This window comes from Pseudomonas sp. GW823-FHT01D03, assembly GCF_058798255.1.
On sequence record NZ_JBXAKK010000001.1, the window covers coordinates 2,755,320 to 2,773,713 of the forward strand.

General features: G+C 58.0%; 11 protein-coding genes and 1 tRNA gene. 11 read left to right on the forward strand and 1 reads right to left on the reverse strand.

The genetic code is table 11. The features are described from left to right. Nucleotides 1-112: 112 nt before the first annotated feature. From AC1RBR_RS11975 to AC1RBR_RS12025, 11 genes are all read left to right on the forward strand, one after another. Nucleotides 113-3,019: a type VI secretion system Vgr family protein gene (locus AC1RBR_RS11975; protein ID WP_492564535.1), complete on the forward strand. Its 2,907-nt coding sequence runs from the start codon at nt 113-115 to the stop codon at nt 3,017-3,019. Further along, entirely contained in the window at nt 3,016-7,701 is a 4,686-nt protein-coding gene (locus tag AC1RBR_RS11980; RefSeq protein WP_492564537.1) for an RHS repeat-associated core domain-containing protein, read from the forward strand. Before AC1RBR_RS11975 ends, AC1RBR_RS11980 begins: the two co-directional genes overlap by 4 nt. Continuing rightward, nucleotides 7,691-8,173 (forward strand): DUF4265 domain-containing protein, encoded by a 483-nt coding sequence (locus tag AC1RBR_RS11985; RefSeq protein ID WP_027613810.1) that lies wholly within the window; start codon nt 7,691-7,693, stop codon nt 8,171-8,173. Before AC1RBR_RS11980 ends, AC1RBR_RS11985 begins: the two co-directional genes overlap by 11 nt. Before the next feature lie 59 nt (nt 8,174-8,232). Next, nucleotides 8,233-8,496, forward strand: coding sequence for a PAAR domain-containing protein (locus AC1RBR_RS11990; RefSeq protein ID WP_007969244.1), 264 nt, complete (start codon nt 8,233-8,235; stop codon nt 8,494-8,496). Nucleotides 8,497-8,620: 124 nt separating this feature from the next. Continuing rightward, nucleotides 8,621-13,324 (forward strand): RHS repeat-associated core domain-containing protein, encoded by a 4,704-nt coding sequence (locus AC1RBR_RS11995; protein ID WP_492564540.1) that lies wholly within the window; start codon nt 8,621-8,623, stop codon nt 13,322-13,324. Beyond that, a complete protein-coding gene (locus AC1RBR_RS12000) occupies nt 13,324-13,563 on the forward strand; it encodes a hypothetical protein (protein ID WP_238547102.1) in 240 nt (79 codons plus the stop codon). The genes AC1RBR_RS11995 and AC1RBR_RS12000 overlap by 1 nt, the downstream gene beginning before the upstream one ends. Before the next feature lie 49 nt (nt 13,564-13,612). Then, nucleotides 13,613-14,008, forward strand: a complete 396-nt coding sequence (locus AC1RBR_RS12005) for a hypothetical protein (RefSeq protein WP_492564542.1) — start codon at nt 13,613-13,615, stop codon at nt 14,006-14,008. 24 nt (nt 14,009-14,032) lie between these two features. Continuing rightward, nucleotides 14,033-14,416 (forward strand): DUF1801 domain-containing protein, encoded by a 384-nt coding sequence (locus AC1RBR_RS12010; RefSeq protein ID WP_492564544.1) that lies wholly within the window; start codon nt 14,033-14,035, stop codon nt 14,414-14,416. Between the two features lie 137 nt (nt 14,417-14,553). Beyond that, nucleotides 14,554-14,628 (forward strand) — tRNA-Gln (locus tag AC1RBR_RS12015). 172 nt (nt 14,629-14,800) lie between these two features. Further along, on the forward strand, nt 14,801-15,181 hold the full coding sequence (locus AC1RBR_RS12020; RefSeq protein ID WP_492564546.1) for a RidA family protein: 381 nt from the start codon (nt 14,801-14,803) through the stop codon (nt 15,179-15,181). A gap of 217 nt (nt 15,182-15,398) precedes the next feature. Next, the gene (locus AC1RBR_RS12025; protein WP_003224378.1) at nt 15,399-17,387 is read left to right on the forward strand and encodes a peptidase U32 family protein; all 1,989 of its coding nucleotides are present in this window, start codon (nt 15,399-15,401) and stop codon (nt 17,385-17,387) included. A 27-nt stretch (nt 17,388-17,414) separates the two neighbouring features. Here AC1RBR_RS12025 and AC1RBR_RS12030 read toward each other — a convergent pair whose 3' ends face one another. Then, entirely contained in the window at nt 17,415-18,383 is a 969-nt protein-coding gene (locus tag AC1RBR_RS12030; protein WP_492564548.1) for a Dyp-type peroxidase, read from the reverse strand. Nucleotides 18,384-18,394 lie beyond the last annotated feature (11 nt).

The following is an 18,394-nucleotide window of genomic DNA, read 5'->3' on the forward strand; positions in this document are numbered from 1 at the left end:
TGTACCACCCCGGCCAGTGGGCTGGCCGGGGTGGCTTGTACCTACAGATTTTTTTGCGTGCGCCACGCTTCATGGAATGGCGTCAGTCGCAGCATTGCGCGAGGAACAAGGGATGTTCTCACCGGCCAATCAGCCTCATTTCAATCTGACCATCGATGGCGCGGACAGCGATTTCCAGGTGCTGTCGTTCACCGGGAAAGAGGCGCTCAACAGCCCCTTCGAGTTCGAGCTGGAACTGGTCAGTGAGAAGGCCTCGATCAACCTCGAAAGCCTGCTGCACAAACTTGCGTTCCTGCAGCTGTCGCCCAGCGGCACGGGGATTCACGGGCTGATCTACAGCATCGCCCAGGGCGAGGCCGGCAAGCGCCTGACCCGCTATAAAATCTCCCTGCGCCCGCAGCTGTCGTACCTCGCGCATCGGGTCAACCAGCGCATCTTCCAGCAGATGACCGTGCAGCAGATCATCAGCAAGGTCCTGGAAGAACACGGCATCCTCGCCAGCGACTATCACTTCCAGTTGAGCGCGATTTATCCCGAGCGCATTTACTGCGTGCAGTACGACGAAAGCGATCTGCATTTCGTTCAGCGCCTGTGCGAGGAGGAGGGGATTCACTACCACTTCCAGCACACGTCCAGCGGCCACAAACTGATGTTCGGCGATGACCAGACGGTGTTCCCGAAACTGGCGCCAGTGGCCTATCAGCAGGACTCCGGACTGGTCGCCGATCAACCGGTGGTCAAGCGTTTCGGCCTGCGTTTGGTCACGCGCACCAGCCGCACCACTCGGCGTGATTACGACTTCGTCAAACCGAAGATTGAGCTGGAAAGCGATGCCAAGAGCAGCGCCCAGCCGGATCTGGAAGATTACGATTACCCGGGGCGTTTCGTTGACCGCGAGCGCGGCAAGCATCTGGCCAATCGCGCACTGGAGCGCCATCGCAGCGACTATCGTCTGGCCGAGGGCAACAGCGATCAGCCGATTCTGGTCAGCGGGCATTTCCTCGCCCTGACCGAACACGCCAACCCGACGTGGAACGATCTGTGGCTGCTGACCGAAATCTTCCATGAAGGCAAGCAGCCGCAAGTGCTCGAAGAGTCGGTGACCAGCGACACCACCGACAACAAGGACGATTTCCACCAAGGCTACCGCAACCGCTTCAACGCGATTCCGTGGGACGTGCCGTACCGGCCGCCGCTCGATCACCCGAAACCGAAGGTCCTCGGCACTCAGAGCGCCGTGGTCTGCGGCCCTGAGGGCGAAGAGATCTACTGCGACCAGTACGGCCGGGTGAAGGTGCAGTTCTTCTGGGATCGCGAAGGCGAGCACGACGACAAGACCAGTTGCTGGATGCGTGTGGCCTCGAACTGGGCCGCGGAAACCTTTGGCGCGATCAACATTCCGCGGGTCGGCATGGAGGTGTTGATCACCTTCCTCGAAGGCGATCCCGATCAGCCGCTGATCACTGGTTGCCTGTACCACGGCGCGAATCTGCCGCCGTACAAACTGCCGGACTTCAAGACTCTGGCCACGGTCAAGAGCAAGGAATACAAGGGCAGCCGCGCCAACGAACTGCGCATCGACGACACCACCAGTGAGATCAGTATTGCGCTGCGCAGTGACCACGGCGCCAGTGCGATCAACCTCGGCTACCTGACCCATCCACGCCCGAGCGGCGGTCAGCCGCGTGGCGAAGGTTTCGAGTTGCGCACCGACCGCCATGGTGCGGTGCGTGCCGGCGCCGGCCTGCTGATCACCACCGAGCCGCGCCCGAACGAGTCCAAGCACCACAAAGACCTGCCGGAAACCGCCGAGCGCCTCGCCACCGCGAGCGATCAGCAGGACGGTTTCGCCACTCAGGCCAAAGAGCTTCAGGCCCAGGAGGCTGGTGATCAGGACGATGTGGCCAAAGCCTTGCACGCGCAACATCAAGGCGTGCTCGGCAGTGGCCCGGCGAATATGACCGCCAATGAATTTCCGGAATTCACCGAGCCGCATCTGGTGCTCGCCAGCCCCGCCGGTATCGCCCTGACCACGCCGCGCTCCAGCCACATCGCCACCGGCGAACACCTGGCGCTGAGCAGCACCGGGCACACCAGTTTTTCCATTGGCAAACGCCTGCTGGCCAGTGCCAGCCGTGGCATGCGTCTGTTCGTGCAAAGCATGGGCTGGCGCCTGGTCGCGGCCTCCGGCGACATCGACGTCAAGGCCTTGAAGGACAGCATCAACCTGCTGGCCAAACTCAACATCACCGCCAACGCCGACCGCATCACTATCACCGCCAAGACCGAACTGGTGATCCAGGGCGGCGGCAGCGCGACCACCTACAACGCTGGTGGCATCACCCACGCCACCACCGGCCCGTACACCGCGCACGCGGCGAACTTTGCCTACACCGGGGCGAAAAGTCTGGCCGGGGTATTCCCGGAACCGCCGAAACCGGGCAAAGGCAATCTGGAGCTGTTCAACCAGTACGCCGGGCGTCAGGGCATCAAGGAAGGCGATTACGAAGTCATCGACGCCCTCGGCAAAAGCATCAAGGGCAAGCTCGACGCCAAGGGTTTCGCCAGCGTTTCTGGCGCTGCACCAGGCCCCGCGCGTGTGTTGTTCGGCAAGGATCCGGCGGACACCTGGAGTGAGGGCAGCTACATCGGCAAAGCGGAGTGGCCGCTGAAACCGCCAGCCGCAGAAGACGTGCCGAGCCAGGTGCAGGCGATGGTTGCGCAGGTTCTGCCGAACAAGAACTGGGACATGCTGGAGAAGGGCAAGGAACTGGCGCAGAGCGGCATGGGCGCCATGCAGACCGCACAGGGCGCGATGCAGACGGCGCAGCAGGTGAAAGGGGCGGTGCAGGGCGGGGTGGCCGGGTTGCCGAAACTTGCCAGTGCGGCGCTGCCGAGTGCATTGAGCATCCTCGGCGCAGCGAGCAAGGCAGGGAAACTGCCAAGCCTCCCGGCCCCGTCCTTGCCCAAACCATCGCTTAAGACGCCTGGCCTGCTGAATGGGGAGGTGCTCTCATGACTGAGGCAGCCGTTGCCAAGAAGCGCGAGCCGCAGGTCGCTATCGTTCCGCTCAACACGCTGGACGTGCAGGACGTAGGTCGTGGTGCCGCCCGGTTTGATGCCTGGCTGCGATCCATCAGCGGTGGTGTCGTCACGCTCGATCGAATCAAAGGAGTTGCCGGGTCGCTGCCGGTTGTCGGCAACATCATGGCGCTGGTCGATGCGCTGGGCGATATCGTCACGCTTACCAGAAGCAAGCAGCGGGAGTTGCTTGATTGGGTCAGCCTGGGGATCAACCTGATCGGTGTTTTACCTGCGCCTCCGACCATGGCGGCTGCTCGTATGAGTTTGCGTCCGACCTTGTTTCTGGTACGTCAGGAATTGCGTAACAGCGTCAAGATGCTGTTGGGCGATTCAATGATCGAAGTGCTGGTCGGGCATTTGAACGCGACAATCGTCGGCACGATCGATGACTTCGTGAAACAGGCTCAAGGCAAACTCTCGGGCATTCTCGCCGATGCAGGAAAACTGGGCGAAAGCGCAGTCACCGAAATTGCCAAGGGTCTTGAGGCCGTTGTAAATGGCAAGCTTGATTCAAAAGGCGATGCGCGCGCGGCTGGACAAAAGATCACGGCGGCGGGCAATCAACTGCTCAGCGATCCCAAAGCGGCGATCAGTAATATCTTCGGGGCGGCATTCAGTGCCTACAAAGCCGTGGGTAAAGGGGTTGCCAACAGCGCGGCGAAGAATCTTCTGCCGGATCAGGCCAAAAAACTGGTGATGACGCACACCGGCTCATTGAGAGCGATGGGGCCTGAGATCAAAACCCAATTGAGCAAATTGGGTGACCCGGGAACGCGTCACACGATTGGTTGGTTGTTGCAAATGCTCAGCGGTGCTGTGTTGACGTGGCGCAAGCGTCGTGGGCATGGACAGAGTGCCAGCGTTAAACCCAACGCCACCAGTAAGGCTCAGAACAAGGCAGGTGAAGGACGACTCGAGGCCAGCAGCCATCAGGCTCCTGCGAACGCCAACGCCAATGGCAAAAAAAATGGTGCTTGTGCGGGTACTTGCAACAGCATCAGTTTTGCGTTGGGATCCGAGTCACTGAGCCATACCGATTTCATCCTGCCGGGTCCATTTCCTATCGAGTGGGTGCGCACCTACAGCTCCCGGTTCGATGCTTTTGACAATGGCGAATCAGGGGCACGGTGGGTAACGGAGTTTACGACCCGATTCGACTGCAAGGACGATGGACTGGTTTTTTTTGGAGCCGATGGTCGTAGCATCGACTTCCCCCTGCCCAAGCCAGGCCTCTTTCACTATGACCCCGTTGAAAATCTCACTCTGGTTCGTTCCGCTGAGGATCAACTGCTCGTTTGCTTCGGTTTCGAGCGCAAGGAAACCTATGTCCGTCGTGGTCGTTCCTTTTGGCTGACGGATGTCAAAATGCGCAGTGGTGCCGGGCTGATGCTGCATTACGAGCATCGTCATGGGGACGCCCTCGTATTATCCGACCTGATCACCTATCAAGGTGACGTCACGCAAGTTCACTTGCACATCGGAACGCTGCTTGATGATCAAGGACGCTTGAGCGGTCTCTGGGAGATTCGTGACGGCGCGCCTGTACGGCAATTGTGCCATTACCAATACGACATCCATGGCAACTTGATCCAGGCGCAGGATGAAAACGGTGCTGCCTGGAGTTATCAGTATCAGCATCACCTCCTGACTAGGTATACCGATCGCACCGGCCGCGGGTTGAATCTGCAGTGGGATGGTCACACATCGCACGCCAGGGCTGTGCGCGAGTGGGCGGATGACGGCAGTTTCGATACTCGCCTTGAATGGGACGAAAATATCCGCCTGACTTACGTGACTGATGCCCATGGCAACGAGACTTGGCATTACTACGACATCAAGGGCTATACCTACCGGATTCGCTATGCCGATGAACGTTCAGAGTGGTTCTTTCGCGATGATGCGAAGAACGTGATTCGTCACGTTCATACAGATGGCACCACCGATCGCTACAGCTATGACGAGCGCGGTAATTTGCTCGAGCACATCAGTCCCGACGGCAGTGTCGCTCACTACGCCTACGATGATCTCAACCAACTGATCAAGGTAAGTGATGCAGAAGGCGGTCAGTGGCAACGAGCTTACGATGACGCCGGCAATCTGGTGGAGTCGGTCGATCCGCTTGGCAACACGACGGAGTACGCCTATGACAAAGCAGGTCAGTTGATCGCTATCAAGGATGCAACAGGCAACGAGAAAACGCTTGAGTACAACGTTGCCGGTCAGCTTCTCAAATATACCGATTGCTCCGGCAAGACCAGCGAATGGGAATACAACGATCGCGGTCAGATGATCTGCTTTACCGATGCAGCGGGGCAAAGCACCGAGTATCAGTACAAGGCCGGGCATGTCGCCTTGATAACGCATCCGGATAAAACCGAGGAGCGATTCGAGCGTGATGCCGAAGGGCGTCTGCTCGCTCATGTTGACGGTCTGGATCGCTGTACGACGTGGAGCTATAACGCGGCCGGTCTGGTTGCCGAGCGAGTAGACGCCTGCGAGCAAACGCTTCGTTACCGTTGGGACCTGCTAGGCCGTTTGATAGCACTCGAAAACGAAAATGAGCAGCGCACCCGGTTTCACTATGATCCTGTCGGAAGATTGCTCGAGGAAAAAGGCTTCGACGGTCTTGCCACACGCTATCAATACGACGCTGAGAGCGGGCGGTTGGCGAGCGCCATCAGCGGTGAGCGCATCATTTCGATGGCGTTTGACCCAATGGGGCGGCTTGTTGAACGCCATGCGAGCCTGGGCAATGCGACTCAAAGCGAATCCTTTGCGTATGACGGTAATGGCAACATGGTTTTGGCCACGAACGACCAGAGCCGGTTGCTGTGGTTCTATGATTCGGCCGGTAATCTGATCAGAGAGCACCAGCATTATCAGGATCTGGATGCACCGCTCGTTGCCATCTGGAGGCATGAGTACGATGCCCTCAATCAGTGTGTCGCCACGACTCGTCCGGATGGCCATCGGGTTAGCTGGTTGACGTACGGCAGTGGGCATTTGCTCGCGTTAAAACTGGATGATCACGAACTGGTCGGCTATGAGCGAGATGATTTACATCGCGAAGTCGCTCGTTATCAAGGGAATCGCCTGCGCCAGACGCAAAAGTGGGATCCGGCAGGGCGGCTACAGGAGCAACTGCTCGGTCGAAGCGACGACAATTCGACGTTGCTCAAACGCCAGTACCAATATGATGCGGTCGGCCAGTTGACCGAGCTGAACGATACTCGTCGCGGACCGCTTACCTACCGTTATGATCCGGTCGGGCGACTGATCAGCGCAGCAAGTCGCCTCGGCGTTGAAAACTTCGCGTTCGATCCTGCCAGCAACCTGCTCGACGAGAAGGTGACAGAAGTGCGCCGGCCTCTTGATCAGGCCCCGGCACGTAGTCGGTTGGTAGACAATCTTTTACGTGAATACGTCGGTACTCATTACGAGTACGACGATCGTGGCAACCAGACATTGCGTTGGCACAATGGTCAACGCAGTCGATTGCAATGGGACCTGTTCGATAGGTTGGTGCATTTTGAGGATGATCGTCTTTCGGTCAGATTCGCCTACGATGCCTTGGGTCGCCGGCTGTATAAGCACTCGACAGCCCATTATGTGAACCGTCCTGAAGCAGGTTCGCACTGGAATAAAAATGAGCAGGGGCGCATTCAGCGCTTGCTTGGCTGTGGCTTGACCTTGTACGGGTGGGACGGGGACAACCTTTCCTGGGAAAGCAGTCCAGCCCCTATTGATGGGGGGACAGGTCGCACCGTCCATTACGTTTATGAACCCGGCACATTCGTACCGGTGGCTCAAGCCCTCACACACGCCTCGATTGATCTGTTGAGTCAGCCTGAATATGTCGGCGGCGACAATCTTGAAGATGATCCGCTGTGGAGTCACGCTCCTGAAGCACAACCGTTCGATGCCCTGGCCTGGTATCAGTGTGACCATTTAGGCACACCATTGGAACTTACCGATCAAGACGGTGAGATCGCCTGGAGCGCTCAATACAAAGCGTGGGGGCAGGTGAAAGAACAGACATCAGCCTCGGCAGTGCGGCGCGGGCTGACTAATCCAATTCGTTTCCAGGGTCAGTACCACGATCACGAAACAGACTTGCACTACAACCGCTACAGGTACTACGACCCCCATGTAGGTCGCTTCATCTCGAAAGACCCGATAGGTCTGATGGGCGGTATCAACCTTCATCAATACGCGCCTAACCCGACGCAGTGGGTGGATCCTTTAGGTCTGGTCAGAAAACCGCCATCCAAGCGCGCGCTGAAGGACGGTGCTGGAGCCTCCGCTAAAGACATCGCTGCGAGCAAGGTCGGCGGCGGTAGTCGGAAAGGACAAGCGGCATGTCGCAAAAAACTTATTGCCAAAAGCAAACCGGTGGGTGTGTACAAGTGCTGGCGGTGCGGGCATACCTCTAGCAATCCTGATGACATGCACTTGGGGCATAAAAATGTGGCGACCTCGAATGGCGGCAACCTGGCCGATGTCAACGTAGATCTTGAGGGCGCATCGTGTAACCTGAGTGCTGGAAACAGCGGTTACGTGAAAGAAGGGATGTCGTGTGTCGAACGTGGAAGTTGTGGAGCGCCATATGGACGATAAAGAATTGCCTGTTCTGATTGAGGTGTTTGTATCAGATGACGATGGCCCTGTATTCGAGGAGCTCCCTGCAATCGCGATGGGGCAGGATACTTATCAGCTGCTGTCCTCACCTGGTCTTGCGTTGAATTTGGCTCGAGGTGACATCATCTCGATAAAAAACAAAAACACTCACGCTGAAGTCCTGAAGCGCGGAGGAAATTTTTGTATTCATATTTACGCCGACTACATCCCCGAGGACGTCATTGCACAACTGGAAACTGATGTCGGCAATGAACTGGGTGGAACGCTGGATGGCGTTTTCGAAGGCAACCTGTCACTGGCTGTGCCGTCAAGCAATGGCATGGACAGCATCAATGCGTTTTTTGATCGGTTCCGCGAGAAAACCGGACTCGAATGGTATTACGCCAATATCTATAAAAACATTGATGATGAAGATGATGAAACGCTGCTCAATTGGTGGCTGCAGAGCTGACTGACAGGCCAGCGGACGGCAAGGTCACGAGACCAGGATCAAGTCAAAGGAGTGACAACATGAAAGACGCCATTCGCTTGGGCGACTCCACCACCCACGGTGGCAAGGTGCTCGAAGCCTTCTCCCAGACCGATCTCAATGGCAAGCCTGTTGCCGGGGTCGGTCACAAGGTCAGCTGTCCACTGTGCAAAGGGGTTTTCCCGATTGCAGAGGGCAGCAGCACCTACACCGTTGATGGCACGCCCATCGCTCTGGACGGTATGAAAACCGCTTGCGGTGCTGCGCTGATTGCAAGCGGCCCGAAAGGGGCTGTGATCAGTTGAATCAACATGTACCGCATCGGCATATGCCGGGCATCACCTGATGTTTGTTGCATGAGTGTTGGCAGGCCCAGGCCATCAATCATTTCTTTAAAGTCTTGAACTATCTTACGGATGAGATGCAGTCATGACGACTGAAACGCCTGTCGCGAAAGTACGTGAACCTCAAGTGGCGATCGTTCCGCTCAACACCATTGACATTAAGGATGTCGGACGCGGTGCAGCCAGATTCGATGCCTGGCTGCAATCGATCAGTGGTGGAGTAGTCACTCTTGAGCGCGTCAAGAACGTTGCCGGAGCGTTGCCGGTGGTGGGCAACATCATGGCCTTGGTGGATGCGCTCGGAGACATTGTTGTCCTTGCCAAAAGCAAGCAACGCCAGATTCTGGACTGGGTCAGCCTGGGTATCAATCTGATCGGTGTTTTACCGGCCCCACCCACAATGGCCTCGGCGCGTATGACCTTGCGTCCGACCCTGTCACTGGTGCGTCAAGAGCTTCGTAACAGCGCCAAGATGCTGCTGGGCGATTCGCTGATCGAAGTCCTGATCGGACATTTGAATGCCACCATTGTCGGTACGATCGATGACTTTGTAGAGCAGGCCAAGCCGAAGCTGGCTGAAATACTCGACAACGGCGGCAAGCTTGGCCAGAACGCGGTCAACGAAATCGCCAAGGGACTGGAAACGGTCGTCAACGGCAAGCTCGATGCAAAAGGCGACATGAAGTCGGCGAGTGCCAAGATGAGTGCGGCCGGAGGTCAGTTGTTGCATGACCCCAAGGCAGCTATCAGTAATATTTTCGGCGCAGCGTTCAGCGCCTACAAGGCTGCCGGTAAAGGTGTTGCCAACAGTGCGGCAAAGAACCTGTTGCCGGACAGTGCCAAGGCTTTGGTGCTGAGCAATACCGGCATGCTTCGTACTATGGGTGTGGAGTTGCGCACTCAAATGAACAAGCTGGGTGATCCCGCTGTTCAGCATTCAATCGGTTGGCTGCTGCAGATGCTGGCAGGTTCTGTTATGACCTGGCGCAAGCGTCGAGCACATGGTCAAGGGGCCAGCGTCAAGCCGGATACTACTTCAAAGACTCAGCACAGGGCTGGAGAGGGGCGGCTTGAAGCCAGCAGCCAACAAGCGCCAGCGACGCATAACTGCAAAACATGTAAAAACGGCGTCATGCCGGGCACGGTGCATAGCATCAGTTTTGCCCTGGGCTCTGAATCGCTGAGCCATATGGATTTCAACCTGCCTGGTGCATTCCCTCTCGAGTGGACACGCACCTACTGTTCGCGTCTGGATGCGTATGACGCCAGCGAGATGGGCGCCCGCTGGATTACGTCGTTGACTACCCGTTTTGACTGTGTTGGCGGGAGTCTGGTGTTCCATGACGCTGATGGTCGCAGCCACGACTATGTGCTGCCCGAGACAGGGCAGACTCACTACGATGCCATTGAAAACATGACGCTGGTACGGGTGACCGATGACCAGCTTCTGTTGTGCAGAGGGTTTGAACGCAAGGAAACCTATCTGCGTCGTGGACAACGTTTCGTGCTGGTCGGCGTGGTTTTGCGCAACGGTGCGGGAATCATGCTGCACTACGAGCATCGCCACGAAGGAATGCCGGTGCTGTCCGACCTGATTACCTATCAGGGTGATATGGCCGACGTCAGATATCACCTCGGCACCCTGCTTGATGAGCACGGTCGCGTGAAGGGGCTTTGGCTGATCAGCGACGGTGTTCCTCAGCGTCAACTGTGTGCCTATCACTACGACAATGTCGGTGATTTGATTCAGGCTCAGGACGAGAACGGGGCGGCCTGGAGCTATGAGTACCAGCATCATCTGATCCGTCGTTACACCGATCGGACCGGACGGGGCATGAATCTGGAATGGCAGGGCACAGGCGCTGATGCCCGGGCCGTTCGCGAGTGGGCGGACGACGGCAGTTTCGACACGCGCCTTGAGTGGGACGAGAATATTCGCCTGACCTATGTCACCGATGCGTACGGTAACGAAACCTGGCACTACTACGACATTCTTGGTTATACGTACCGCATTCGCCATCCGGATGAACGTTCCGAATGGTTGTTCCGTGACGAAGCGAAAAACCTGATTCGACACGTACACGCTGACGGCACAACTGATCGCTTCATCTACGACGCGCGTGGCAACGTCGTCGAACATTTGCGTGCCGACGACAGCGTGCTGCATTTTGCCTACGACGATCTGGATCAACTGATCAAGATCAGCGATGCAGAAGGGGGGCAGTGGCAGCGTGCTTATGACGATCATGGCAACCTTGTGGAAGCAGTCGATCCCCTTGGTAACGTAACGGAGTTCGCCTACAGCCTGGCAGGGTTGCCGACAGCGATCAAAGACGCCGACGGCAATGAGAAGAAGCTCGACTACAACGATGCCGGTCAACTGATCGAGTATGTCGACTGCTCAGGAAAGACCAGTGCCTGGGAGTACAACGAACTTGGACAGATGATCTGTTTTACCGACGCGGTCGGCCAGAGTACCGAGTACGGGCATCGACTGGGCCAGCTGGCCTGGATCAGGCACCCGGACAAGACCGAGGAGTATTTTGAACGAGACGCTGAAGCCCGGTTGCTCGCGCACACGGATCGTCTTGGCCGCTGCACTACCTGGAAATATACGGCTGCGGGTCTTGTAGCCGAGCGCATCGATGCTGATGAGCATACATTGGTCTACCGCTGGGATCGTCTCGGGCGCTTGCAGGCGCTGGACAACGAAAACGAGAGCCGGGCGCATTTCCTCTACGACCCGATAGGTCGCCTGCTGGAAGAAAAGAGCTTTGATGGTCGTATCACCCGCTATCGGTATGATTCTGATACGGGCCATTTGAGTCATATCGTCAACGGCGAGCGTGTGATTTGCGTGAACTTTGATGCCATGGGACGCCTGATTGAGCGACGCGCCAGTCATGGTGAGAAATCGCAAAGCGAGCGCTTCATTTATGACGGCAACGGTAACCTGATTGAAGCCGCCAACGCAGACAGTCGTTTACAGTGGTTTCACGACCTGGCCGGCAATGTGCTGCGCGAGCATCAGCATTACCTTGGGCTGGACCAGTCCCCGGTAGTTGGCGTGTGGCAGCACGAGTACGATGTGCTCAACAATCGGGTCGCGACAGTTCGTCCGGACGGGCACCGTGTCAGCTGGCTCACCTATGGCAGTGGTCATTTGTTGGGGCTACGCCTGGACGAGCACGAGCTGATTGGCCTGGAGCGCGACGACCTTCATCGTGAGATTGTCCGGCATCAGGGCAACCACCTGCAGCAGACGCAAAAGTGGGATTCTGCCGGTCGTTTGCAGGAGCAGGTGCTGGGGCGCAGTGAGGACGGTGCGACGCTTGTCAAACGGACATATCAATACGATGCCGCGGGTCAACTGACTGCGGTCAACGATACCCGAAGAGGCCCGATTTCATACCGTTACGATCCTCTCGGTCGACTGTTGGAAGCGGCGACACGACAGGTGGTTGAAACATTCACCTTTGACCCGGCCAGTAATCTGCTTGATGAAAAGGCGAGTGAAATTCGACGACCACTGGATCGGTCTCCGCGCCAGGAGAGGCAGGTAGACAACCTGCTACACGAGTACGAAGGTAATCAGTTCACATACGATGAGCGCGGCAACCTGATCGAGCATCTGCAAAACAATCAGCGGAGCTTCCTGCAATGGGATCTGTTTGACCGTTTGGTGCGATTTGAAGATCAACGCTTGTCGGTTGAATTCGCCTATGACGCTCTTGGACGTCGTCTTCACAAAAACTCTGTCGCCCATTCCAAGGGGCGTCCCGAGGCGGGGTCGCACTGGAACCGGAACGAGCATGCACGCATACAGCGAGAGTACGGCTGTGGCTTCACGCTCTACGGCTGGGACGGTAACCGACTTGCCTGGGAAAGCAGTGCCGCGCAACTGGATGGCGGTGCCGGACGCACGGTGCACTACATTTTCGAGCCCGGTAGTTTCATTCCTGTAGCACAGGCCATACGACATGCCCCGATTACACTGACGAATCAGCCTGAGTATCAGGGAGAGTACAGCCTTGATGACGATCCGTTGTGGAATCGCAAGGTCACGGTTCAGCCAATTGACGTTTTGCTCTGGTATCAGTGCGATCACCTGGGTACGCCTCAGGAACTGACCGACTCTGAGGGGCAGTTGGTCTGGACGGCTCAGTACAAGGCATGGGGGGCGATATCGGAGCAGCAATCGCAATCGGCCCGACAAAGTGATGTGAGAAATCCTATAAGATTTCCGGGGCAGTACCATGATCATGAGACCGGGCTGCATTACAACCGGCATCGTTACTATGACCCGGCGGTGGGGCGATTCGTCAGCCAGGATCCGATCGGTTACGCGGGCGGTCTGAATCTCTACACCTATGGTCCGAACCCTACAGGGTGGGTGGATCCGATGGGCCTGACGGGGGTCGATGTCTATCGGGCCATGAAAACCGACGAAAAAGGAAAGCCCATTGCTGACTCGACCGCGCGTGGCCTAGGGGTACGTCCTGTCGATATTCCAGTTGATAAAGATGGGAACGTTCATCCCAATACCGGTGGGATGTCCGTAGCGCCGGATACTCCGCAAAACCTGCCGGATCATCGGCGCCCCTCTACGTTACCCGGCGGAACCGGCAAAGACAGCGCCTGCAAATTGAATACCGCTTCACTTCCGGAAAGTCTTCGTTACGTGCAAGACAAAAAAACTCACGGAACCATTCAGCCTAGTAAGGCCATGCCACTTTCTGATTACCAGAAGGCACTAGGGTCGACGGCTGAGCATTGGGAGAAACAATGATGAAAACGCTTGATAAACCGTTGGACGATGAACTGTCCGGCGCATTGAGGAGGGGGGATGATCTTCTTTCGATACGGGAAATCCTGCTGAAGTATCGAGATAAGGGTTTTTCGGCTATATCGGTTAATGAACTGTTGGGGTCAATGCGCGGTGATGCCGATGAAGAGTTGGAGGATCGGATTCTGGAGGTGATGGATATCGTTACCGGGTTTTGTGCGCCAGCTCTGGAAGTCTGGTAAGCGGCGGGTTTGGAATTGAGAAGTTTCACTGGAAATCTGGGGAATGAGCATGAAAAACACTGCTGTGATCCTTGCACTGACCGCCACTTTCGGCCTCTCCACCCTGGCCCGTGCAGAAGCACCAGATCCCGCTACCCTGAAAGGCATGTACGACACCGGTCGCAACATGTCGGGCCTGATCAAGCATTGCGTCGACAAGGGCTACCTGAAAGCGGACAGCACGGAATACGCCAACAAGATGGTGGCGTTCGTTGCGAATATGCCGGGCGCGTTCGACAAGGCTGATGGCGACAAGAACGAAAGTCTCGGTCGCAAAGGCGAAGTGTTGGCCGACGGTCAATACAAGAGCCTGAAAAGCAACCTGCCGCCGGACCTGAGCCTCGAACAATGGTGCAAGCAAGCGGATCAAGGGATGCGTGAAGGGCTCAAGCAAATCGGCTTGTAAACCACATCGAAGAGAACGCTCGCCATGAGACCTGAAAAACCACCCACCGACGCCTCGGCATTCATCGACGCACGAATCGCTGAACTGGACGATTGGCGTGGCGTCATGCTCAGCGATATTCGCAAGGTCATTCATCAGGCCGATCCCGAGGTGGTGGAGGAGTGGAAGTGGCGCGGTGTTCCGGTGTGGGCACGGGGCGGGATCATTTGTACCGGGGAGACCTACAAGGCGGCAGTCAAAATGACCTTCGCCAAGGGCGCGGCGCTGGCCGATCCTGCGCGGTTGTTCAACGCCAGCCTTGAGGGCAACACCCGCCGGGCGATTGATTTTCATGAGGGCGACCAGGTCGATGAGCCGGCCTTGAAAGCACTGGTTCGCGAGGCGATTGCGCTGAATCTATCGAGGTGAATTGTGGCGTTTGCCTTGGCTCAGAAATAACTGGCTGTTTTAAAACAAATTTTTTTGCACTCAGGGCTTCCCAGATCAAAAAAAGCTTGGTAAATTGCGGCCCATTCTCGCAGAGCTTGTTACAGAGCTTGAGATACAGGGGCGTCGCCAAGCGGTAAGGCAGCAGGTTTTGATCCTGCCATGCGTTGGTTCGAATCCAGCCGCCCCTGCCATATTCAGAAAAAACGCCAGTCCGAAAGGGCTGGCGTTTTTTTATGCGCGCGATTTGTGGCTGGGGCTGACAGTTGCCTGAGCCAAAGCGGGGGACTGTTGTAAACTCCCCGGCGAAAAGTCCCGGTGCGTTGCTGGCCGGCGCCCCTCAATCTCTCCAGACAAGAGACTTTCATGGCTAATCAAGACCTCAGCTTCACCCCTGATCCGGATGCAGATTCGATTTCCAGCGACGTTGTCGGCTTCAACGGCATTCTGGTTTCGACCCAGATCCCGACCCGCGCCGACGGCAGCCTGGAGCTGGGCGATATCACCCTGCAAAGCGAATGCACCCTGCAGGCGCTGAAAGTGGCGCTGGAGCGGGCGGGCAGTTCGATGGATCGCGTGATGCACCTGACCATCTACCTCACCGACATGGCCGATCGCGCGGCTTTCAACGAAGTCTACAAGCGCTTCTTCGCCAGGCCATGGCCGGTGCGTGCGGCGGTGGGCGTGGCGTCGCTGGCGGTGGAAGGCATGCGCGTGGAAGTCACCGCAATGGCCGCCAAGGCCTGACCGCCCCCTGTAGGAGTGAGCCTGCTCGCGATAGCGGTAAATCAGCCACCATCAACGTTGACTGTGCCACCATCATCGCGAGCAGGCTCACTCCTACGGGAGACTCTCGTGTCGGATTGGAGCGAGGTCATCTGCCACTTGGCAGCACAGGCGTGCCGCTCGGGCGTTTCGCGGCTACAATGCGCGCCTTAACCGTGACAGCCTGACTAAAAAAACTATGTCCTTGCCCAAGCATCATCTGGAATTGCTCAGCCCCGCCCGTGACGTGGCGATTGCCCGCGAGGCGATCCTGCACGGCGCCGACGCCGTGTACATCGGTGGCCCGAGCTTCGGCGCGCGCCATAACGCCTGCAACGAGGTGAGCGAAATCGCCGAGCTGGTGGAATTTGCCCGCCGTTATCACGCGCGCATTTTCACCACCATCAACACCATCCTGCACGACAACGAACTGGAGCCGGCGCGCAAGCTGATCCACCAGTTGTACGACGCCGGTGTCGACGCGCTGATCGTCCAGGATCTGGGCGTGATGGAACTGGACATCCCGCCGATCGAACTGCATGCCAGTACCCAGACCGACATCCGCACCCTTGAGCGGGCGAAGTTCCTCGATCAGGCCGGTTTCTCGCAACTGGTACTGGCCCGTGAGCTGAACCTCAAAGAAATTCGCGCCATCGCCGACGAAACCGATGCCGCGATCGAATTCTTCATTCACGGCGCACTGTGCGTGGCGTTCTCCGGGCAGTGCAACATCTCTCACGCGCAGACCGGGCGCAGCGCCAACCGTGGCGACTGCTCCCAGGCCTGCCGTTTGCCGTACACCCTCAAAGACGAAAAGGGTGGGGTGATCGCCTACGAAAAACACCTGCTGTCGATGAAGGACAACAACCAGAGCGCCAACATCCGCGCGCTGGTCGAAGCCGGTGTGCGTTCGTTCAAGATCGAAGGTCGCTACAAGGACATGGGCTATGTGAAGAACATCACTGCCTACTACCGCCAGCGCCTCGACGACGTGCTCGAAGACCGCCCGGACCTGGCCCGCGCTTCCAGCGGCCGCACCGCGCACTTCTTCCTGCCGGACCCGGAAAAGACCTTCCACCGTGGCAGCACCGACTACTTCGTCACCGATCGCAAGATCGATATCGGCGCGTTCGACTCGCCGACCTTCACCGGCCTGCCAGTGGGCACCGTCGAGAAAGTCGGCAAGCGTGACATGCAGGTGGTGACGCAGGAGCCGCTGTCCAACGGCGACGGCCTCAATGTGCTGGTCAAGCGTGAAGTCGTGGGTTTCCGCGCCAACATCGCCGAGCCCAAAGGCGAGTTCGAAGAAGACGGCGAGAAGCGCTATCGCTACCGCGTCGAGCCGAACGAAATGCCCGAAGGCCTGTACAAGCTGCGGCCGAACCATCCGCTCAATCGCAACCTCGACCACAACTGGCAACAGGCGCTGCAGAAGACCTCTGCCGAGCGTCGTGTCGCATTGAGCTGGGTTGCACGCCTGCGTGAAGAGCAGCTGGAAGTGACTGCGACCAGTGAAGAGGGCATCAGCGCCAGCGTGACTCTGAACGGCCCGTTCGGTGTTGCCAACAAGCCGGAACAGGCGCTGGAGCAATTGCAGGATCTGCTCGGCCAGCTCGGTACCACCCAGTACCACGCCACCGACATCAAGCTCGATGCGCCGCAGGCGTTTTTCATTCCGAACTCGCAGCTCAAGGCCTTGCGCCGTGAAGTCATCGAAGCCCTGACCGCCGCCCGCGTCGCCGCGCACCCGCGTGGCAGCCGCAAGGCCGAAACCACGCCGCCGCCGGTGTACCCGGAGTCGCACCTGTCGTTCCTGGCCAACGTCTACAACCAGAAGGCCCGCGACTTCTACCACCGTCATGGCGTGAAGCTGATCGATGCGGCGTACGAGGCGCACGAAGAGGCCGGTGAAGTGCCGGTGATGATCACCAAGCACTGCCTGCGTTTCTCGTTCAACCTGTGCCCGAAACAGGCGAAAGGCGTGACCGGCGTGCGCACCAAAGTCGCGCCGATGCAGCTGATTCACGGCGACGAAGTGCTGACCCTGAAGTTCGACTGCAAGCCGTGCGAGATGCACATCATCGGCAAGATGAAAGGCCACATCCTCAACATGCCGCAACCGGGCAGCGTGGTTGGCCACATCAGTCCGGAAGACCTGCTGAAAACCATCCCGCGCGCGCCACACTGAGTGACGGGCGGGCGTGGCGCTACGGTGTCACGCCTGCGCGGGCTCGCGCTCCGCGAGGTCTTCGAGCAAGTCGGCTGACGGCACAAAGAACAGCCCCCCGGTGACTGCCGTGCTGAAGTCCAGCAAACGGTCGTAGTTGCCGACGGGGTTACCGACAAACATGTTCTCCAGCATCTGCTCGATCGGTTCCGGCGAGCGCGCGTAACCAATGAAATAGGTGCCGAACTCGCCAGCCCCCGGACGACCGAACGGCATGTTGTCGCGCAGAATCTTCTGCTCCTGACCGTCCTTGGTGATGGTGGTCAGGGCGCTGTGGGAATTGCTCGGCTTGACCTCTTCACCGAGTTCGATGTCGGCCAGCTTGGTGCGGCCGATCACCTTCTCCTGAGCCTCGACGCTCAACGCATTCCACGCCTCCATCTTGTGCAGGTACTTCTGCACCAGCACATAACTGCCGGATTCGAATGCCGGGTCTTCGTTGCCGATCAGGGTGAAGTGGTCTGCCTTGCGGCCCACCGGGTTCTCGGTGCCATCGACGAAACCGATGATGCTGCGCATGTCGAAGTAGCGGAACCCCTGCACCTCATCCACCACGGTGATCGCGCCATTGAGCGCGCTGCACAGCTGGGTCGCCAGTTCGAAACACAGGTCCATCTGATCGGCACGGATGTGCAGCAGGATGTCGCCGGGGGTGGCTACGGCGCGGCGGCCCTCGACGCCGAACTCGCGGAACGGATGCAGCGAGGCTGGGCGCGGGCTGCCGAACAGGGCGTCCCAGGCGTTGGCGCTGAACCCGCAGACACACGACAAGTTACCGCTGGGCACGCGTTTGCCAACCGAACGGGTGAGGGCGGCGATGTCGCCGCACCAGCCGCGCACCTGACTGGCGGCGTCGCTGCCGGGCAGCAGCGTGGCGACGATGAAGATCGCGCTGCTGGTGATCGGGTTGCAGATCGCTTGTGGCTCGGGTGTCTGGGTATCCATTGATGAAGTCATAGTCGGTTCCA